Origin of the sequence: Nocardia sp. NPDC057272 (assembly GCF_042668615.1) — a bacterium.
Classification (GTDB): Bacteria; Actinomycetota; Actinomycetes; order Mycobacteriales; family Mycobacteriaceae; genus Nocardia.
Genome location: NZ_JBHUYK010000023.1, coordinates 79,748 through 99,594, shown reverse-complemented (window position 1 = coordinate 99,594; position 19,847 = coordinate 79,748). Strand labels below are relative to the sequence as shown.

The following is a 19,847-nucleotide window of genomic DNA, read 5'->3' as shown; positions in this document are numbered from 1 at the left end:
GCGCGGCGGTCAGTGGGAAGACTTCAGGCGGGCGATTTCGGCCTCGAGCTCGGCGTTGCGGTGCTGTAGACGCTCGATTTCGGCTTCGAGAGGAGCGCGGCCCGCGCGCAGGTAGTCCTGGATCCACTCGGTGCGGTAGCGAGGGGTGATGTTCTTGGTGCAGTTCCGGTCGAACGCCTCGACCCGCACCACGAACGCCCGGTCCGAGCGCGCGTCGATCGGGCCCGCCGACGTGGTCAGGAGACGGTCGAGCAGGCCGGGATCGTCGGCGCGTTCGACGACCTCGACCCGACCGAAGATCTTGACCCTGGTGCGGGTCGGGTAATCGATGAAGAACAGCGACACCCGATCGTCGATGTCGAGATTGCCCACAGTGACGAACTGGTTGTTACCCGCGTACTCGGCCCACGCGATCGTCGAGGAGTCGAGCACGTGCACGAAACCTTGTGGCCCGCCGCGATGTTGGATGTAGGGCCAGCCGGATCCGGTGACGGTAGCGAGGTAGAACGAGTCGGCCTGCCGGATCAGGCCCGCCACTTGGGGCTCCAGTTCTTCGGGCTCGCCGATGTCGGCGCCGTCGGCCATCCGCCTGCCGTGGACGGTGAAACCACCACCGCTGCGCTGACGGCGCTCGGTGGCCGAAGAGAAGGCGATGGCTCCGTATCGGGTCGGCTTGTTCACCCCACCCACGGTACGACGCGTGATTCGTCAAGGATCGGTCCGCCGTGCCGCTGATGTCGGCGCGGGCGTCAGCGCTACGCTTTGGCTAACCGATGAAGGAGAGCTCGACCAGGACGAGGAAGGGCGTGCGTGGTGGAGTCGACTACTGCTGCGAAACTGCAAGAGCTGCGGGACAATCTGAGGGCGGCGCGGGAACCCGCGGGGGAGGCGGGGATCGCCAAGCGCGCGGCGAAAGGAATTCCCGGCCCACGCGAACGCATCGAAATACTTCTCGACCAGGGCAGTTTCACCGAAATCGGGGCGCTGGTGAAACAACCGGGCGCGGCCGACGGGCTCTACGGTGACGGTGTGGTCACCGGGCACGGCAGGATCGACGGGCGGCCGGTGGTGGTGATCGCCCACGACCAGACCGTGTTCGGTGGATCGGTGGGTGAGATGTTCGGGCGCAAAGTCGCGATGGCGATGGACCTGGCGGCCGATATCGCGTGCCCGTTCGTGGCGATCAACGACTCCGGCGGCGCCCGGGTGCAGGACGCGGTCACCTCACTGGCCTGGTACGCGGAGATGAGCAGGCGGCAGACGCGGCTGTCCGGGGTGGTACCGCAGGTGTCGGTGATGTTGGGCAAATGTGCTGCGGGCGCGGTGTATTCGCCGATCAACACCGACGTGCTGATCGCGACCGAGTCGGCGTACATGTTCGTGACCGGTCCCGAGATCATCCGCGAGACCACCGGCGAGGAAGTGACCCTCGACGAGCTCGGTGGCGCGTTCAACCAGGCGCACAACGGCAACATCCATCACGTGGCGGCGGACGAGAAAGCCGCTTTCGAGTGGGCACGAACGTATCTGAGCTTCATGCCGTCGAACTGCTACGAGCGTGCTCCCCTGATCAATCCCGGTCTGGAGCCGGAGATCACGGACTCCGACCGCGAACTCGATTCGCTGATACCGGATTCCGATCGCCGGGGCTACGACATGTACGAGATCCTGCTGCGGATCTTCGACGACGGGGAGTTCCACGAGATCGGCGACAGCGCCGCCCGCAATCTGATCACCGGATTCGCACGGGTCGACGGGCGCAGCGTCGGGGTGGTCGCCAATCAGCCGCTGGTGGCCAGCGGCGCGATCGACGCGCGCGGGTCGGACAAGGCCGCGCACTTCATCCGCCTGTGCGACGCGTTCGACATTCCGCTGGTGTTCGTCGTCGACACCCCGGGCGTGCTGCCGGGCGTGGAGGAGGAGAAGATCGGCGTCATCAAACGCGGCGGGCGCTTCTTCTACGCGGTCGTCGAGGCCACCGTTCCGATCGTCACCGTCGTGGTCCGCAAGGCGTACGGCGGCGGCTACGCGGTGATGGGGTGCAAGCAACTCGGCGGCGACATCAATCTCGCGTGGCCGACGGCCCGGATCGCTGTGATGGGCGCCGAAGCCGCCGTGGGCCTGACCCAGCGCAAACAGCTGGCCGCCGTCCCCGAGGCAGACCGACCGGCCGTGCGTCAGCAGATGGTCGACTTCTACAACGCCGCCGTCGCCACCCCGTGGATCGCCGCCGAGCGCGGCTATATCGACGCGGTCATCGAACCGTCGAGCACCCGGCTGGAAATCCGCAAAGCACTGCGCCTGCTCGGCGACAAACACATCGAGCAGGCACCGCGCAAACACCGCCTGATGCCGTTGTAGCGCCGCGTCACCGCGGCCTGTCGGCCGGGAAGTGCCGTGAGCCGGACTTACGAGCCCGGCTCACGGCGGCTACGCGCCGACCGGATCCGCCTGTGTCGCGGCAGAACGCTCGATCGGCGAGCGCCGCGCGAATTCACGGACGAGCAGATAGATCGGGAAGGCGATGGGCGACAACAGAATCGTGCCGACCAGCAGTGGGCCCATCAGGAGCGGGTGCACGTCGCGCTCGCGACTGTCGAGATAGATCCAGCGGCCGAGGAACAGGTCCCAGGCGATGATCTGCGCCCACAGTGCGGTCAGCACAGCGGGATCGGCGGTGGCTTCGGTGATCGCATCCAGTGACGGTGAAGTCACCAGCGACCACATCGCGCCGAGCACCGGAACCGCGACGATCGCCCATACCGCCAATGGCACCAGCACAATCCACGGCGACGAGATGACCGTGCGAGTCCAGCGCCAGGTCGGTGCGAAGATCATCAGAGCCCAGAAGGGCACGGTGACGAAGAACGACAGGTCGAACAGCGTGCTCATGCGGTGACCACCTTTCGGGTACCGGCCGCGCTCGCGACCGAGATCATTACTCCGACAACAATTCCGGTGACGATCGCGGCCGCGGCGGTGAGCGTGGCCTGATCGGGGTGGATCAGCGGCTGGCCGCGCAGCGCCTGCCAGGTGACCAGGGCGAGGATCGCCGCGTAACCCGCCGACCCGGTGATGATCAGGCCAAGCCGAACGCGCACCGACCGCAACAACGGGATCCGTGGAGCCAGCACGACCAGCAGTGCCGCGAACAGCGGCAGCGCCTGGAGGGCGTGCATGCCGAAGAAGTGCGGAATGCGCAGGTCACCATCGGTGGTACTCCACCCGGTGAGCGGCATGCCGGGAGTCCCGTCCGGTGCGCCGACGGTATGAGCGCCCGCGATACCGTCGATGCCCGATTCCTGCATCGGCATCAACTGGCCCAGGCCCAATCCCACCAGCGTGATCAGCAGGCCGAGGCGGATCGACCAGGTGATCGCGATGTCTCCGATGCGGGTGCGGGCCACTGCGACAGCGACCACCATCGTCGCCAGGAACAGCACCACGATGGTCGACCCCATCGTTACCCAGAGCATCGCGTCGAACGTGGTGGTCGTGTTGTAGTGGCTGCGAGTCCCACGGATCACCTGCCCGAAGATGATCGCCTGTTCGATCACCCCGGCGACCACGATCACCGTGGCCATCCGCGAGGCGAGCCGAGAAGGGCTGGGCCGCAACGACATCAACCAGGCCAGCGCGACGCTGTAGAACACGAACGAGATCGCGAACTTGGTCGGCTTGAACCAGGCGGTCGACCCGGCGATCACCCGGTCGTCGACCAGCATCCCGATCAGGCCGACCACGACGAGCGCGGCGTTGACGGCGGCGAAATACATCAGCGGGCGGTGCAGGGGGGCGTGGGGGCGGGGCAGCGAGGGGACGGTCAGGACTGACATTCGAATCTCCCAGAGATAGATAGCTATACTATCCGTTATGGATAGCTAGACTATCCGCTATGGGTGACGTAGGCAAGGGGTAGGAACAACACGGAGGTAAGAGTGCGAATCTCGGAGTTGAGTGATCGCAGTGGCATCGCGGTGGCGACCATCAAGTACTACCTGCGCGAGGGACTGCTGCCGCCGGGTGAACGCACCAGCCCCAACCAGGCCAGCTACGGCGAAGACCACCTGCGCCGACTCCGCCTGATCCGCGCGTTGATCGAGGTGGGCGGGATACCGGTCGCCACCGTCTCCGATGTGCTCGCCGCGATCGACTCTCCCGACATGCCGCTGTTCCATGTGCTGGGCGTGGCACAGGACAGCCTGTCCACCCCCGTCCCCGCCGCCCATGACGCCGAATGGGATCGCGCCTACGAGGCCGTGCGCGCGGAGATGGACCGACGCGGCTGGGACATGAAACCGAGCCCGCAGGCCATCGACACGCTCACCGGAGTGATCGTCCGACTCGCGCAACTCGGCTACCGGGACTGGGCCACCACCACCCTGCCCACCTACTTCGACAGCACGCGCGCGGTAGCGGAGAACGACGTGGCGGCCGCCCTGTCCGCGGGCGGGCGCGACGACATCATCGACGCGGTCGTCGTACTGACCGTCCTCGGCGACACCGCACTGGCCGCCATCCGCCGCATCGCCCAGGCGCAGGTCTCCCTGGAACGCCTGAAGAACCCAAAAACCCCCTGAAAAACGCAGCGACCCCGCGGGAATCCGCGGGGCCGCTGCGTCGTATCTCAGAGCAAACGGGAGAGGAAAGCCTGGGTCCGCTCGTGCTGCGGATTGGCCAGCAGCTCACGCGGCGGGCCCGACTCCACGACCACACCGGCATCCATGAACACCAGTTCGTCGGCGACCTCGCGGGCGAAGCCCATCTCGTGGGTCACCACCAGCATGGTCATGCCCGAATCGGCCAGCTCCCGCATCACCGCGAGCACCTCACCGACCAGCTCGGGGTCCAGCGCCGAGGTCGGCTCGTCGAACAGCATCAGCTTGGGATCCATCGCCAGCGCTCGCGCGATGGCGACGCGCTGCTGCTGACCACCGGACAACTGCGCCGGGTAGGCGTTGCGCTTGGCCGAGAGCCCGACCCGCTCGAGCAGCTCCTCGGCCCTGGCGACGGCCTCGGACTTGCGGATACCGCGCACCTGGATGGGCGCCTCGATCACGTTCTCCAGCGCCGTGCGGTGCGGGAACAGGTTGAAATGCTGGAACACCATGCCGATATCGCGACGCTGGATCGCGGCATCGCGCTCGTGCATCTCGTAGAGCTTGCCGTTCTTCTCCCGGTAGCCGACGAGATCGCCGTCGACGTAGAGCCTGCCCGCGTTCACCTGCTCGAGGTGATTGATACAGCGCAGGAAGGTCGACTTGCCCGAGCCCGACGGCCCGACCAGGGTCAGCACCTTCCCACGCTCGACCTCGAGCGAGATGCCCTTGAGCACTTGCAGCGCGCCGAAGCTCTTACACACCCGGTCAGCCAGCACCATCGGCGGGACTGCCACAACTGGTTCGGTCATTTCGCCTTCACCGCCGCCTGCGCCGTGGCCAGTTCCTGAAGCTGCTTGGCCGTCAGCTGCCGGGTGGCACCACGCGAGTAATAGCGTTCCAAGTAGTACTGGCCGACCATGAGCACGCTGGTGATCGCCAGGTACCAGGTGGCACAGACGAGCAGCAGCGGGATGGGCTGGAAGTTCACGCCGTAGATGTCACGGGCGCGGCCGAACAGGTCGGTACTCAACGGAATCGCGGTGACCAGCGAGGTCGTCTTGAGCATGCCGATCAGCTCGTTGCCGGTGGGCGGGATGATCACCCGCATGGCCTGCGGCAGCACCGTGCGACGCATCGTCTGCGTCCACGACATGCCCAGCGCCACCGATGCCTCGCGCTGACCCTCGCCGACGGAGTTGATACCCGCGCGCACGATCTCGGCCATGTACGCGGCCTCGTTGAGGCCGAGGCCGATCACCGCGAACAGGAACGCCGCCTGCAGGTGCTGCACATCGAGGTGGAAGAACTGCGGACCGAACGGCACACCGAGATCGATCTGCTTGTACAGCGAGGGGACCAGGCCCCAGAACACCAACTGCACGAACACCGGGGTGCCACGGAAGATCCACAGGTAGATCCACGCGGCGGTGCGCAGCACCGGGTTCGGCGACAGGCGCATCACCGCCAGGACCGTGCCGAGGCCCACCGCGATCGCCATCGCGAGCACGGTGAGCTCCAGGGTGACGATCGCGCCGGCGGTGATCCGGCTGTCGAACAGGTACTTGCCGTAGGTGTCCCACCGGTAGGCGGGATTCGTGGCGGCGCCGTAGACGAACAATCCCACCAGGATCAGGATGATTGCCGCCGCGATCCAGCGGCCCGGTCTGCGCAGCGGGACCGCCTTGATCGGTTCGGGTTCGGTGCCCGGTCCGGGCACCTCCACCGTGTCTTTCGCGTCGGTCACGTCAGCTCACTGCACCGTTGATCACCGAGGTCTTGATCTGACCGTCCTGCACACCCCAGTTGGTGGTGATCTCGCCGTACTTGCCGTTGTCGATCAGGTGCTGCAGCGCCTTCTGCAGAGCCGCCGCCAGCGGGGAGCTCTTCTGCACGGCCCAGCCGTAGGGCGCGGAATCGAACAGCGGGCCCGCGGCCTCGATCTTGCCTTCGCTCTGCTTGATCGCGTACGCGGTCACCGGGGAATCGGCCGACATCGCGTCGACCTGGCCGAGCACCAACGCGTTGGTCGCGGCGCTCTGCTCGTCGAATGCCTTCATTTCGATGGCAGGCTTACCTTCGGCGACGCACTTGGCGCTCTTGGCGGGAATCTCGTCGGTGTGCTCGACCGTAGTGGACTGTACGGCGACCTTCTTGCCGCACGCATTGTTCGGATCGATCGCTTTACCGGTTTGCTGGGCCCACTGGATACCCGCGGAGAAATAGGTCGTGAAATCGACCTGCTGTTCGCGTTCGCGCGAATCGGTGATCGAGGACATACCCACGTCGTAGGTCCCGGCCTGAATGGCGGGAATGATCTTCTCGAACGAGGATTCGACATAGTCGACCTTCAGTCCGAGGGTGCTCGCGACGGCGTCGAGGAGGTCCACATCGAAGCCGACGATCTTGCCGCTCGCGTCCTTGTACTCGTTCGGCTGGTACGGCACGTTCACACCGACGACCAACTTGCCTGCCTGCTTCACTTTGTCGGGGACCGCCGCGGCGAGCGCGTCGACCTTCTCCGCCGACACCTTGTTCACCGAGGCGCCGTCGCCCTCGGTGTTCTCGGCGCAGCCGGTCAACAACAAGGCACCGCCGGCGACGGTACACAGCAGCCGCACGGCGCCACGGCCGAGGACAGTTCGAACAGACAAAGGAGCCTCCACATTTCACGTCGACGCCGGCCACGTGTCAGCGCCTGTTTGGCAATGTATGCGAACCGGACACAGCGTGGTGCGACAGTAACCGAAGATTAATCAGCCAATGTGAAAGGGGTCCCTTCACCTCCGGTGCACGCGGGCCCGTACCTGCTCGGTGAATTCGCTGGTGGAAGCCAGACCGCCGAGATCCGCGGTCGCGATTCCGGCCGCCAGCGTCGCCGCCACCGCGCGGGTAATACGGTCGGCGGCATCATGGAGCGAACTATTGTCGTCACGAACTGCCAACCAGCGCAACAGCATTGCCGCCGACAATTGCAGCGCGGCGGGATTGGCCCGATTGTGCCCGGCCAGACCGGGCGCCGCGCCGTGCACGGCCTGTGCCATCGCGCGCGTGTCGGAGCAGTTGAGCGAGGCGGCCATGCCGAGGGAACCGCTGAGCTCACCGGCCAGGTCCGAGAGGATATCGCCGAACAGGTTCTCGGTGACGATCACGTCGTACTCGGCGGGTGAGCGCACCAGGTGCGCCGCCATCGCGTCGACGTGTTCGTCGTCGACCGTCACGTCCGGATACTGCTCGGCCACTGCGTAACAGACGTCACGGAACAGGCCGGTCGTCATCGGCAGCACATTGGCCTTGTGCACCACGGTGACCCGCTTGCGCCTGCCCTGCGCGAGCCGCAGCGCCTGATGCGCGATCCGCTCGCACGCCTTGCGGGTGATCACCGCGACCGCCATCGCCACGTCCTCGGTGGGACGGAACTCCCCCGACCCGGCGAACATATTGCGGTCGGCGTAGAAGCCCTCGCTGTTCTCCCGGACGATCACCAGATCGATGTCGGGCGCCATCGCGCGCACGCCGGCGAAGGCGGCAGCAGGGCGGATGTTCGCGTAGAGCCCGAGGCGTTTGCGGATGACGCCGCCCGGCGCCACGCGCATGTCCGACGGGTAGGAGGCATTGTCGTGTGGGCCGAGGATCCAGGCGTCGAGCTCCTCGAGGGCGGTCAGCGTCTGCTCCGGCAGCGGGTTGCCGAAGGCGGCGATCGCATCGTGTCCGATCACCAGCGGCACCCACTCCACCGGGGCAAACCCGGCCGCGCCGATCGCTTCGTCGACGACCGCCCGGGTCGCGGCCACCACCTCGGGGCCGATTCCGTCGCCGTCGATCACTCCGAGTCGCACGTTCGCCTTCGTCGCTGTCACTCCGCTATCTTCGCGCGCAGCCCTGCCGCGGCGGCTACGCGGGATGTCCTGACACGCGGCCGGTACCGAATTTCTGGCCGCTGTAGTGGGGATTCCCCGCCCACACGGGCCGCAGCGGCCGGGGCGTCGCGCGATCAGGGGAAGATAGTGGGACGCCGCGGCGTTACAGCCGAGGACACCGACAAGGAGAGGACGTCATGGCCACCCAGACGCTGACCCAGCAGAACTTCGACGAAGTCATCACCGGAAACGACGTGGTCCTCGTCGATTTCTGGGCTTCCTGGTGCGGTCCGTGCCGCAGTTTCGCACCGACCTACGAGACCTCGTCGGAAAAGCACACCGACGTCGTCTACGGCAAGGTCGACACCGAGGCCGAGCAGGGACTCGCCGCGGCCGCCAACATCCAGTCGATTCCGACCATCATGGCCTTCCGCGAGGGCGTACTCGTCTTCGCGCAGCCGGGCGCGCTGCCGCCCGCCGCGCTCGAGGACCTGGTGACCCAGATCAAGGATCTGGACATGGACGAGGTGCGCAAGCAGATCGCCGAGCAGCAGGAATCCTCTCCCGCCGAATAGCCCGGCGCCGAGAACACGAAGGGCCCGTTCACCTTTCGAGTGAACGGGCCCTTGTGCGTGTCCGGGTGGTGTCAGCCCGCGAGCAGGTTGACGCCGGCGATCATGGCGCGCACGGTCGATTCCGCGCTGTCGGCGGCGGTGGCCACCGCCCAGCCGCGCCTGCCGTTGAACTCGCACTGCATGAAGGTGGCGGTGCCGTCGGCGGTCGGGCGCTGATGGAAGTGCAGGATCTCGAGGGGGTAGCCCTCGTCGTAGAGCGCGGAGGTCATCGCGGCAACGGGGCTGCCGGTGGCGATGACGGTACGCAGGTGGTCGGCGAATTCCAGGGTGGCGGTGAAATCCGTTCCGGAACAAGACCATTCGCGCAAGGCGATGGATCCGTCGGCGCGGGTGTACCGGTCGAGGAAGGCGGCGGGGTCGAGGTCGGTGAGCTCGGCGCGCAGGCCCTTGGGGGCAGCGGCGAACAGGGCATGGTCCAGTGTCAGCGTCATTGCAGGTGAGGTCTTCCCGAAGATGTCTTCGTTGGCAGGTGGGACCAGCAGAACGATGAAAAGCAGCCCGCAGCGTAGGGGCTGGTCCGAATCAGACCCCGCTACGGCGGGTTACTACGAGAAGAATTCGCCGTGAGGCTTCCTGCGCGGTCTGCGCAGCAGCGACCGCGAGGTCGCGGTCAGCGACTAGCAGCGCGGCACAGCGGGCGGGATTCGGCACGCAGTCGAGAATAGGGCGATCGTCGCGAAACCGCAACCTGGTTCACTGCCCGGAGTGTCTACCCGTGAGTACCATCACCGCAGCTCAGGATCGGTAACATCGACCCCGGCGACGGCGATGGGTACCGTATCGGGTATGGGGCTGCTCATGGCGATGACGATTCCCGGGCTCGCGTGTCTGCTGATCCTGTTGGCGTTCGTCGAGGTGGCGATCAACCGGGTCACCGGGACACGTTTCCTCCCGTGGACGCGCAAGCGTGGCGGCACCGTCGCCTCGGCGACCGGTTTCGAACATCTCACCGCGATGTTCCAGGGCTCCAAGCACCACGAGTTCGAACAGCGGCAGAGCACGCTGATGCACCGGGAGGACCTGTCGGAGGGTGCCCCGCCGCGGGATCAGGTGGATCTGGCGGGCGGGTCGGCGCGGCTCGTCGCCCGCGAGCGCTGAATCCGTTCAGCGCCGCGACGCACCGCTGGTCAGGGGTTCCACCGACGCGAGGGCGCGGGCCGAACCGTCGACGTCGACCTGGACGCGCAGGCGGTCGGGTTGCGAACTCGTCCGCAACACCACTTTGTCGCCCATCATCACCGGGCCGACGTGTTCGACGATCGCCCGGTACGGCAACCGGTGACGGTCCGGGTGCGCGGCGAGCGCTTCCTCCATGGCCTCCCAGTACACCGCGTTGTTGACATGGCCGAGCCGGTCGACGTCGGTGACGCGCAGCGGGAACGGCACCTCCTCCACCTCCGCGACGTCGAGTTCGGTGAGCGCGGCTTTCCAGCGCAGGCGATGTTCGGTGGTGCTGGCCAGCATCGGCGCCATGAACGCGTCGCTCATCCGCGCGGGACGGCCGGCGACGGGGTCGATGTGGATCAGGAACGCCGCGGCCTCGATGTGCCCGCCCTTCTCCCCGCGCAACCGAATGCGCATGTCGCACCATCGATTCGAGAGCGCGTCGGCCCAGCGACGTAGCTGGACGCGGTCGCCGAACATGATCGGCTCGTACACGTCGATCACCGTGCGCCGCACGATCCACGCCTGATGGGTGTCGCCGTCTTCCACCGCGTCGAGATGATCGAACCCGATGTCCTGCAGGTAGCGCGCCACCGCGTCGAGCCGCAGCCGGTCGTCCCCATCGGTATCGCCGAGTCGCACCGGCCACGACATCGCGAAGGCCTGCTCGATATCGGGGCAGTCGGGCAGCGGGGTCGCGATGACGGGCTCGGTCATAGGGCCGATGCTGCCACAGGTGGTCGTCGCGAGCCGGATCCCACCGCGACAGTGTTCACATCGAGTTGCAAGCAGACTCCCCCTCGGCGACGCGACGGTTGTCGACTACGGACACCGACCCGGTGGCCGACGTCACGGTGACCACCACCTCATCGCAGATCCACCGAAGGCATTGAATCACTGTGGTTTTCGACCGTAGGTTCGGTTCGGAGCCCGAGGACAGGATGGATGCGATGCTGATCGATTTCACGCCGGACAAGGCGCTGTACCCCTTCGAATCCCGCTGGTTCGAATCGTCGGCGGGCCGGGTGCACTACATCGACGAGGGCTCCGGGATCCCCATCCTGTTCTGCCACGGCAGCCCCACCTGGAGTTTTCTCTACCGCAAGATCATCGGCGAGCTCGGCGACCGGTTCCGGTGCCTGGCAGTCGACTACCTGGGCTTCGGACTGTCCGAACGGCCACCGGGATACGGCTACACGATCGCCGAGCACGCCGCGGTGGTCGGCGAGCTCGTCGACCACCTCGGGCTCGACCGGTTCGTGATCATGGGCCAGGACTGGGGCGGGCCGATCGGCGCCGCGGTCGGGGCCGATCGAGCCGATCGGGTGCGCGGACTCGTGCTCGGCAACACCCTGTTGTGGCCGACGGACACCTGGCCGCAGAAAGTGTTCAGCCGGGTCATGAGCAGCTCGCCGATGCAGCGGCGGATCCTGCGCGACAACCTTCTCGTGGAGCGTTTCCTGCTCGGCGAGCTCCGGAACACGATCAGCGAGGCCCAGGCCGATCACTACCGCGAGGTGCAGCCCTCTCCCGAAGCCAGACGCGGAATCGCCGCCATGCCCGGGCAGATCCTGGCCGCTCGTCCCTTCCTCGAGCAGCTGTCCACCGATGTGCCCGCTCGACTCGGCGCCACACCGACGCTGCTGGTCTGGGGCATGAAGGACATGGCGTTCCGCCCCGCCTCGTTCCTGCCACGGATGCGCGACACGTTCACCGACCACCGGGTCCTCGAACTGCCCGACGCCAGGCACTTCATCCCCGAACACGAGCCCGGCAAGATCGCCGAAGCTATCGTCCAGCGTTTTCACTGACACCGCCGTGATCGCGGTGAGACAGCAGGGCACACCGCCGCTAGCCGATGCCGCGCCGGTTTCGGTCATCGACCATGAGCGAATCGCTGGCTAATAAAATGTGACCAGATTGTGAATCTCCCGCGAGTCGCCGCCGAGAACGGCCGATCGCACGGTAGCGTCGCGGCCGCTAGGCCAATTGTTACTGCGTGAAAGGAATTGTTCGACATGGCATTCGAAGTCACTGGGGCTATCGGCGATCACTACAACGAAGCCGGTGGCGCGTCCAGCCCGCTGGGTGAGCCGACCTCGGCAGAGCAGGACGCCCCCAACGGTGGCAAGTTCCAGGAATTCACCGGCGGCGTCATCTACTTCAAGCTCCCGACCGGGGCCAAGACCGTGTACGGCGCCATCCGTCAGGCATGGGAAGCCGAAGGCGGCGCGGGCGGCCGGTTCGGCTACCCGACCTCCGACGAGCAGGACATCGAGGGCGGCAAGATCAGCCACTTCGAGAACGGCTCGATCAGCTACTCGATCGCCGATGACGCTGTGACGGTCAACGCGTAACTCGCGTTCCCGCTACGCCACGAGGGGCGCCTACCCGGCCGGGTAGGCGCCCCTCGTGCTGTGCGGACCAGCTCAGTGCGCGGCCGAATCCCAGCTCCGGCCGGTGCCGACGGAGACGGTGAGCGGGACCGAGAGGTCGATCGCGGCCGACATCTGTTCGCGCGCGAGGGCTTCGAGGGCGTCGCGTTCGCCGTCGGCGACCTCGAAGACCAGTTCGTCGTGGATCTGCAGCAGCATCCGCGAGCGCAGGCCCGCGTCGCGGATCGCGTTCTGCACGTTGATCATCGCGACCTTGATGATGTCGGCGGCGGTGCCCTGGATCGGCGCGTTCAGTGCCATCCGCTCGGCGGATTCACGGCGCTGGCGGTTACTGGAATCCAGGTCGGGCAGGTAACGCCTGCGGCCGAACAGGGTTTGGGTGTAGCCGACCTTGCGGGCCTGGTCGACGACATCGGACAGGTAGTCGCGGATGCCGCCGAAACGGTCGAAGTACACGTCCATCTGTTCTTTGGCCTCGGTGGTACTGATCTTGAGCTGGGCGCTCAAGCCGTAGGAACTCAGACCGTAGGCGAGACCGTAGGACATGGCCTTGATCCGGCGGCGCAGCTCGGAGCTCACCTCCGCGATCGGGATGTCGAAGGCCTTCGACGCGACGAAGGTGTGCAGGTCCTCACCGGAATTGAAGGCCTCGATCAGGCCCTCGTCCCCGGACAGGTGCGCCATGATGCGCATCTCGATCTGGCTGTAGTCGGCGGTCATGAGTTCGGCGAAGCCGGGGCCGACCACGAAGGTGTCGCGGATCTGGCGGCCGGTGTCGGTGCGGATCGGGATGTTCTGCAGATTCGGCTCGGTCGAGGAGAGGCGGCCGGTGGCGGCGATGGTCTGGTTGAACGTGGTGTGCACACGGCCGTCGTCGGAGACCGACTTGAGCAGACCGTCGACGGTCACCTTGAGCCGGGTCGCGTCGCGGTGGGCCAGCAGGTGTTCCAGGAACGCGTGACCGGTCTTCTCGAACAGCGATTCCAGCGCGTCGGCGTCGGTGGTGTAGCCGGTCTTGGTGCGCTTGGTCTTCGGCATGTCGAGCTCGTCGAACAGCACCACCTGCAACTGCTTGGGCGAGCCGAGGTTGATCTGCTTGCCGATCACCTCGTACGCGGAGTTCGCGGCCTCGGTGACGCGGTCGGCGAACTGCTGCTGGAGGTTCTCGAGCTGGGCGACATCGACCGCGATGCCCGCTTCCTCCAGCTGACCGAGCACGCCGAGCAGCGGCAGCTCCATCTCCGTGAGCAGTGGGGTCGATTCGATGGCTTCGAGTTCGATATCCAGGGCGACGGCCAGGTCCGCGACCGCGCGGGCACGCAACATCTCCTCGCGGGCGATATCGGCGGCGAGGGTGTCCTCGTCGTCGAGCAGGGACAGCTGGCCCGTGTCGCCGGTCTCGACGCGCAGTTCGCGCTTGAGGTAGCGCAGTGACAGATCGTCGAGGTTGAAGCTGCGCTGGCCGGGGCGGACCAGGTAGGCCGACAGGGCGGTATCGGTGGCGAGACCGCCCAGGGTGAAGCCGCGCCCGCGTAGTGCGTGCCCGGCGGACTTGGCCTCGTGCAGCGCCTTGGGCACCTCGGGATCGGCCAGCCAGGTGGCCAGCGCCGTCTCGTCTTCGGGGGTGAGGACGGTCAGGTCGATATATCCGCCCTCACCGTCGGCGGCGGCGATCGCCAGGGCCCGCGCGTCACCGTGTACCGGCGTTCCGGTCCCGACGATCGAGAGGCCATGGCGCACACCGGCTTTGGCATGCTCGGCCAGCCAGTCGGCGACCGCGCCCTGATCGAGGGCACCACCGCTGATCTCGAAGCCCGACTCGGCTTCCGGCTCGGGGGAACCGAGGGTGTCGAACAGCCGGTCGCGCAGCACCCGGAACTCGAGGTCGTCGAAGAGCTGGTGGATCTTGTCGCGATCCCACGGCGCCTTGATCAGCTGATCGGGGGTGTAGGGCAGCGGCACCTCGCGCACCATCTCGGTGAGCTGGCGGTTGAGCACCACACTCGACAGGTTCGCCCGCAGGGAGTCGCCGACCTTGCCCTTCACCTGATCGACGCGGTCGACCAGGGTGGCGAGGTCGCCGTATTCGCGGATCCACTTGGCGGCGGTCTTCTCCCCCACGCCGGGAATGCCGGGCAGATTGTCGCTCGGGTCGCCGCGCAGAGCCGCGTAGTCGGGATACTGCGCGGGCGTGAGGCCGTATTTGGTCTCCACCTCGGCCGGGGTGAAGCGGGTGAGATCCGAGACGCCCTTCTTCGGGTAGAGCACGGTGACGTCGTCGTTGACCAGCTGGATCGCGTCGCGGTCACCGGTGACGATGAGGACGCGGTAGCCCTGTGCCATCGCCTGGGTGGTGAGGGTGGCGATCACATCGTCGGCCTCGTAGCCGTCGATGGCCATCACCGGGATGCCCATCGCGCCGAGCACGTCCTTGGTGAGTTCGACCTGCCCTCGGAACTCGTCGGGGGTGGCGCTGCGGTTGGCCTTGTACTCCGGGTAGGCCTCGGTGCGGAACGTCTTGCGCGACACGTCGAACGCCGCGGCCACATGGCTGGGCTTCTCGTCGCGCAGCAGATTGATCAGCATCGAGGTGAATCCGTACACCGCGTTGGTGGTCTGACCCGTGACGGTCTTGAAGTTCTCCGCCGGTAGCGCGAAGAACGCGCGATAGGCGATCGAATGCCCGTCCAGCAGCAGCAGCGTAGGCCGCTCGTCGGGGGCAGTGGTCGTAGTCGATGCCTGCGCAGTCGTCGGTGAACTCACCCGACAGAGTCTAGGCACCCCCACCGACAGGAACCGTGGCGGCTCGCACCCGGAAAGCGGAACGGCCCCCTGGTGCGCTCGAAGTGAGCGCACCAGGGGGCCGGGCTGTGCCGAGATGGGATCAGTCGACGCCGAGGTAGGCCGACATCACCGCCGGGTCGGTGAGCAACGCACTACCCGGGCCCGACTTGGTGACCTCGCCGGTTTCGAGGATGTAGGCGCGATCACTGCGGGTCAGAGCCTGCTGGGCGTTCTGTTCCACGAGCAGCACCGTGGTGCCCTGGCGGTTGATCTCGCTGATGATCCGGAAGATCTGCTGGATCACCATGGGGGCCAGACCCATCGAGGGCTCGTCGAGCAGCAGCAACTTCGGCCGGGCCATGAGGGCGCGACCGATGGCGAGCATCTGCTGTTCACCGCCCGACATCGTGCCGCCGACCTGCTTGCGACGTTCGGCCAGGCGGGGGAACAGCTCGAAGACCCAGTCCAGGGTCTGCTGGTACTCGGTCTTCTTCTCGAAAGGCCTGCCGTAGCAACCCATGTCGAGGTTCTCCGCGACCGTCATGCCCGGGAAGACACCGCGACCCTCCGGCGCCTGGATGAGACCCTCGACCACCCGATCGTGGGCTTTCATGGTGGTGATGTCTTTGCCCTGGAACAGGATTCGGCCCGAGGTGAGCGGCAGCAGGCCCGACATCGCCCGCATGGTGGTGGTCTTTCCGGCGCCGTTGGCGCCGAGCAGAGTCACCAGTTCACCCTGGGCGACCGAGAGCGAAATGCCGTGCAGCGCTTCGATCCGGCCGTAGTTCACGACCATGTCCTGGACCTCGAGCAGCGGCGTCTCGGTCTGGACCACGGCCTTCGGCTCGTCCCGCGGTCGCACCACCACGGCGTCGGTCCCCGGCGTCGGGGTCGCCCCCTCCTCCGCGGCGGCGACCGATCCCTCGCGCACCTCCTCGATCGTGTCCGCGTCGGGCACGCCGAGGTAGGCCGCGATCACCGCCGGGTCCTCACGCACCTCGGTGGGCAGGCCGTCGGCGATCTTGCGTCCGAACTCCAGGACCACGATCCGGTCGGTCACGCCCATCACCAGGCGCATGTCGTGCTCGATGAGCAGCACGGTGTAGCCGTCGTCGCGGATCTTGCGGATCAGGTCCATCAGCGCCGACTTCTCGCTGGGATTGAAACCAGCGGCCGGCTCGTCGAGACACAGCAGCTTGGGCTCGGTGGCCAGCGCCCGCGCGATCTCGAGCCTGCGCTGATCGCCGTAGGACAGATTGCGGGCCTTCTCCACCGCGCGCGGCGCGATGCCGACGAACTCGAGCAGCGCCATGCCGCGTTCGATGGCATCACGCTCCTCGCGCCTGAACTTCGGCGTGCGGAACACCGCGCCGGGCACCGAGGTGGTGTGGCGCGCGTCGGTGCCGACGACCACGTTCTCCAGCGCCGTCATCTCGCCGAACAGCCGCACGTTCTGGAACGTGCGCGCGATACCCATCCGGGTGATCTCGTTGCGCTTGGTCTTGGCCAGCGGCTGACCGTCGAAGTGCACGCTGCCCGACGCGGGCTTGTAGACGCCGGTGATCGCGTTGAAGCAGGTGGTCTTGCCCGCGCCGTTGGGGCCGATCAGGCCGAGGATCTCGCCGCGGCGGATCTCGAAACTGACCCCGTCGAGCGCGGTCAGACCGCCGAACTTCACGGTCAGACCGTCGGTCCGCAGCAGAGGCTCGCCCACCGCGGTCTCGATGTCGCGATGCGGCGCGACCACCTCGGCGACGGTCTCGGCATCGGCGAGCTCGGGCAGCACCGCGGTGACGTCGACCTCGCCTGTCGGCTCGACCTCGGGCGGCGGCTGGTAGCCGGCCTTCATGTCTTCGTTGTCGTACAGCGCGTCTCCCGCGCCCGGCCCCGTCATTGCCCTGCTCCGATCGATTCGGCCGCCGGCTTGCGCACGACCGCCTGGTAAACCTGTCTGCCGTAGGCGAGCAGTTTCTGCCGCACCGGGAACAGACCCTGTGGCCGCAGAATCATCATCACCACGAGCGCGATGCCGAAGTAGAGGTACTTCAGGTCACCGAGGTTCTGGGCGCCGCCCGGACGGAACAGCAACACACTGCCCAACAGCAGCAAGCCGAGGATCACCGCGACGATCGCTACGCCGATCACCGTCCGCCGGACCCACGCGGCCAGCGCGTCCTTCTTCCACCGCCACAGCAACCACAGCCCGATCAGCAGCGCGACATCGAGGCCGAGCAACAGATAACCGGTCGACTCGCTGGACACCAGCTGTACCGACTGCAACCGCATCGGCAGGTAGGCGATGAGGAACGCGCCGACGATCACGCCGAGCTTGTTGCCCGAACCACCCAGCACCACCGCGCACAGGAACAACATCGACAAGATGATGTCGAACTGTTTGGGATTGACGTAGGTGACCTGACCGGCGTACATCGCGCCGGACAGACCGCCGACCGAGGCACCGATCACGAACGCCCACAGCTTGAACTTGAAGGTCGGCACGCCCATGATCTCGGCGGCGTCCTCGTCTTCGCGGATGGCGACCCAGGAGCGCCCGACCCGGCTGCGCTCGAGGTTGCCGATGATCAGCAGCACCACGATCACGAAGGCCATACCGAGCCAGAACCACCAGGTGCCGTTGCTGGCCCGCTGGAAGGGATTCCAGCTGCTGGTGTCGCCGAGGTTGCCCGGGGAGAAGAAGCCACCGGGGTGCGCCTCGGACTCGCCGACGGCGGGGTAGGCGATCTTGGACAGCCCGAGGCTGCCGTTGGTCAGGTCGCCCAGGTTGTCTGCCATCAGCCGGACGATCTCACCGAAGCCCAGCGTCACGATGGCGAGGTAGTCACCGCGCAACCGCAGGGTCGGCGCGCCGAGGATCAGGCCCGCGAGCGCGGTCAGCGCGATCGCGATCGGCAGGCAGGCCACCCACGCCCAGCCGGGTTGCAGCCAGCCGCCGTCGGTTTGGTTCCACGGACTGTTCGGGCTGGTCAGCAGGCCGACCGTGTAGGCGCCGACGGCATAGAAGCCGACATAACCCAGGTCGAGCAGACCGGCCTGGCCGACCACCACGTTCAGGCCGATGGCGATCAGCGCGTACATGGCGAACTGCGCCATCACACCGCCGAAGCTCACGCCCGGAGTGTCGAGCAGTGGGGGCGGGAACAGCGGCATCAGCGCCAGCAAGGCGATGATCGGCACGCCGACGGCCCACTGGGCCGGACGCGAGAGCCCGTCCCACCAGACCCGGATCGCGTCGCCGATGCCACGCCGATCCTGCTGCGCGACAGGTGCTTTCGGGGTTTTGGTCAGGTCTGTCATGCGCGTGCCCTCCCCAGGCTCTCGCCGAGGATGCCGGTCGGCCGGAACATCAGCACGGTCACCAGCAACACGAACGCGACCACGTCACGCCATTCGGTGCCGAACAGGATCTGCCCGTACTGCTCGGCGATGCCGAGGATCAACCCGCCCAGCAGCGCGCCGCGCAGGTTGCCGATGCCACCGAGCACCGCGGCGCTGAACGCCTTGATACCGAGGATGAAACCGCCGGAGAAGATGATGCCGGTGGGAATGTAGAGCGTGTACAACATCGCGGCCGCGCCTGCCAGCAGACCGCCGATGAGGAACGTCAGCACGATGACCCGCTCACGCGAGACACCCATCAGGGTGGCGGTGTCGGGGTCCTGGGCGACCGCGCGGATGGCGCGGCCGAATTTGGTTCTGTTGATGACGATTTCGGTGGTGATCGCGAGCACGACGGCCGCGGCGATGATCACCAGCGCCACATTGGTGACCTGCGCGCCGAGGAAGCTGAACTGCACCTTCGGCTCCACGAGCCGGATACCGGTCTGGGCGTTGGAGCCGCCGAGCCCCGGCTTGATCTTGGGCAGGATGTAGTGCACGAACTCCTGGATCACGAACGACATACCGATCGCGGTGATCAGGAACGCCAGCGGTTTCGCGCCGCGCCTGCGCAGCGGCCGGTAGGCGACTCGTTCGAGCCCCACCGCCGCGATGCCCGAGACGAGCATGCCGAACAGCATCGCCAAGCCCAGGTACAGCACTGTCAGCAGGACACCCTGGGAATACACGTTGCCGCTGGGCGCGAAGCCGAGCAGTTCCAGTCCCACGTAGGTGCCGAACATACCGAGCATGAAGATCTCGGAGTGAGCGAAGTTGATCAGTCGGAGCACGCCGTAGACCAGCGTGTAGCCGACCGCCACCAGCGCGTAGATCGAGCCGTAGGTGAGACCGTCCACGGTCAATTTCCAGAACTGGTCGATCACCCCGGAAATGTTGAAATCGATGGACCCCTCGGCCAACAGGGTCACACCGAGCGAAGCCGCTGATGTCATGATTACTCTCGCGTCAGGCGCGCGGTGGGCGTGGCTGAGAAGCCACCCGCACACCAGCACA

At 66.7% G+C, this 19,847-nt stretch carries 19 protein-coding genes and 1 pseudogene; 6 read left to right on the top strand and 14 right to left on the bottom strand.

All coding sequences use genetic code 11. The features are described 5' to 3' along the window. Nucleotides 1–9: 9 nt before the first annotated feature. On the bottom strand, nucleotides 10–681 hold the full coding sequence (locus tag ACFULV_RS26415) for a pyridoxamine 5'-phosphate oxidase family protein (protein WP_378661154.1): 672 nt from the start codon (nucleotides 679–681) through the stop codon (nucleotides 10–12). Between the two features lie 132 nt (nucleotides 682–813). Between ACFULV_RS26415 and ACFULV_RS26410 the strand changes: the two genes are divergently transcribed. Then, nucleotides 814–2,361, top strand: coding sequence for an acyl-CoA carboxylase subunit beta (locus ACFULV_RS26410; protein ID WP_378661194.1), 1,548 nt, complete (start codon nucleotides 814–816; stop codon nucleotides 2,359–2,361). A 69-nt stretch (nucleotides 2,362–2,430) separates the two neighbouring features. Here ACFULV_RS26410 and ACFULV_RS26405 read toward each other — a convergent pair whose 3' ends face one another. Both ACFULV_RS26405 and ACFULV_RS26400 read right to left on the bottom strand, forming a co-directional pair. Continuing rightward, entirely contained in the window at nucleotides 2,431–2,892 is a 462-nt protein-coding gene (locus ACFULV_RS26405; protein ID WP_378661151.1) for an ABA4-like family protein, read from the bottom strand. After that, nucleotides 2,889–3,836, bottom strand: a complete 948-nt coding sequence (locus ACFULV_RS26400; RefSeq protein ID WP_378661148.1) for a hypothetical protein — start codon at nucleotides 3,834–3,836, stop codon at nucleotides 2,889–2,891. The genes ACFULV_RS26405 and ACFULV_RS26400 overlap by 4 nt, the downstream gene beginning before the upstream one ends. 117 nt (nucleotides 3,837–3,953) lie before the next feature. Here ACFULV_RS26400 and ACFULV_RS26395 point away from each other — a divergent pair, with 117 nt between their 5' ends. Then, the gene (locus ACFULV_RS26395) at nucleotides 3,954–4,580 is read left to right on the top strand and encodes a MerR family transcriptional regulator (RefSeq protein ID WP_378661145.1); all 627 of its coding nucleotides are present in this window, start codon (nucleotides 3,954–3,956) and stop codon (nucleotides 4,578–4,580) included. 47 nt (nucleotides 4,581–4,627) lie between these two features. Here ACFULV_RS26395 and ACFULV_RS26390 read toward each other — a convergent pair whose 3' ends face one another. The 4 genes from ACFULV_RS26390 to ACFULV_RS26375 form a co-directional block, all read right to left on the bottom strand. Beyond that, on the bottom strand, nucleotides 4,628–5,380 hold the full coding sequence (locus tag ACFULV_RS26390; RefSeq protein WP_378637356.1) for an amino acid ABC transporter ATP-binding protein: 753 nt from the start codon (nucleotides 5,378–5,380) through the stop codon (nucleotides 4,628–4,630). Between the two features lie 26 nt (nucleotides 5,381–5,406). Then, nucleotides 5,407–6,345 carry an ABC transporter permease subunit gene (locus tag ACFULV_RS26385; protein WP_378661142.1) on the bottom strand — a complete coding sequence of 313 codons (939 nt, stop codon included), beginning with the start codon at nucleotides 6,343–6,345 and terminating at the stop codon, nucleotides 5,407–5,409. Nucleotide 6,346: 1 nt separating this feature from the next. Continuing rightward, nucleotides 6,347–7,252: an ABC transporter substrate-binding protein gene (locus tag ACFULV_RS26380; protein WP_378661139.1), complete on the bottom strand. Its 906-nt coding sequence runs from the start codon at nucleotides 7,250–7,252 to the stop codon at nucleotides 6,347–6,349. 126 nt (nucleotides 7,253–7,378) lie between these two features. Next, complete coding sequence (locus ACFULV_RS26375) at nucleotides 7,379–8,458, bottom strand: isocitrate/isopropylmalate dehydrogenase family protein (protein WP_378661137.1); 1,080 nt, start codon at nucleotides 8,456–8,458, stop codon at nucleotides 7,379–7,381. Nucleotides 8,459–8,655: 197 nt separating this feature from the next. Here ACFULV_RS26375 and trxA point away from each other — a divergent pair, with 197 nt between their 5' ends. Then, nucleotides 8,656–9,033: a thioredoxin gene (gene trxA / locus ACFULV_RS26370; RefSeq protein ID WP_056824580.1), complete on the top strand. Its 378-nt coding sequence runs from the start codon at nucleotides 8,656–8,658 to the stop codon at nucleotides 9,031–9,033. A 71-nt stretch (nucleotides 9,034–9,104) separates the two neighbouring features. Here the strand turns inward: trxA and ACFULV_RS26365 are convergent, their stop codons facing one another. Beyond that, complete coding sequence (locus ACFULV_RS26365) at nucleotides 9,105–9,524, bottom strand: 2-keto-3-deoxygluconate kinase (RefSeq protein ID WP_378661134.1); 420 nt, start codon at nucleotides 9,522–9,524, stop codon at nucleotides 9,105–9,107. A gap of 355 nt (nucleotides 9,525–9,879) precedes the next feature. On the opposite strand from ACFULV_RS26365, the gene ACFULV_RS26360 reads away from it, so the two are divergent. Continuing rightward, nucleotides 9,880–10,191 (top strand): DUF6191 domain-containing protein, encoded by a 312-nt coding sequence (locus ACFULV_RS26360; RefSeq protein ID WP_378661132.1) that lies wholly within the window; start codon nucleotides 9,880–9,882, stop codon nucleotides 10,189–10,191. A gap of 6 nt (nucleotides 10,192–10,197) precedes the next feature. Here the strand turns inward: ACFULV_RS26360 and ACFULV_RS26355 are convergent, their stop codons facing one another. Beyond that, the gene (locus ACFULV_RS26355; RefSeq protein WP_378661129.1) at nucleotides 10,198–10,974 is read right to left on the bottom strand and encodes an acyl-[acyl-carrier-protein] thioesterase; all 777 of its coding nucleotides are present in this window, start codon (nucleotides 10,972–10,974) and stop codon (nucleotides 10,198–10,200) included. A gap of 233 nt (nucleotides 10,975–11,207) precedes the next feature. Between ACFULV_RS26355 and ACFULV_RS26350 the strand changes: the two genes are divergently transcribed. Then, nucleotides 11,208–12,068, top strand: a complete 861-nt coding sequence (locus ACFULV_RS26350) for a haloalkane dehalogenase (RefSeq protein ID WP_378661127.1) — start codon at nucleotides 11,208–11,210, stop codon at nucleotides 12,066–12,068. Between the two features lie 207 nt (nucleotides 12,069–12,275). Further along, entirely contained in the window at nucleotides 12,276–12,614 is a 339-nt protein-coding gene (locus ACFULV_RS26345) for an LGFP repeat-containing protein (RefSeq protein WP_101463459.1), read from the top strand. Between the two features lie 72 nt (nucleotides 12,615–12,686). On the opposite strand, the gene polA is transcribed toward ACFULV_RS26345, so the two are convergent. The 5 genes and pseudogenes from polA to ACFULV_RS26320 form a co-directional block, all read right to left on the bottom strand. Beyond that, entirely contained in the window at nucleotides 12,687–15,416 is a 2,730-nt protein-coding gene (polA, locus tag ACFULV_RS26340) for a DNA polymerase I (protein WP_378661124.1), read from the bottom strand. 121 nt (nucleotides 15,417–15,537) lie between these two features. Next, nucleotides 15,538–16,233, bottom strand: coding sequence for an ABC transporter ATP-binding protein (locus ACFULV_RS26335; protein ID WP_378637358.1), 696 nt, complete (start codon nucleotides 16,231–16,233; stop codon nucleotides 15,538–15,540). A 147-nt stretch (nucleotides 16,234–16,380) separates the two neighbouring features. Continuing rightward, a pseudogene (locus tag ACFULV_RS26330) lies at nucleotides 16,381–17,286 on the bottom strand (ABC transporter ATP-binding protein); the annotation flags it as partial. 41 nt (nucleotides 17,287–17,327) lie between these two features. After that, the gene (locus ACFULV_RS26325; RefSeq protein ID WP_378637152.1) at nucleotides 17,328–18,752 is read right to left on the bottom strand and encodes a branched-chain amino acid ABC transporter permease; all 1,425 of its coding nucleotides are present in this window, start codon (nucleotides 18,750–18,752) and stop codon (nucleotides 17,328–17,330) included. Beyond that, nucleotides 18,749–19,786, bottom strand: a complete 1,038-nt coding sequence (locus ACFULV_RS26320) for a branched-chain amino acid ABC transporter permease (RefSeq protein WP_378637155.1) — start codon at nucleotides 19,784–19,786, stop codon at nucleotides 18,749–18,751. Before ACFULV_RS26320 ends, ACFULV_RS26325 begins: the two co-directional genes overlap by 4 nt. Nucleotides 19,787–19,847 lie beyond the last annotated feature (61 nt).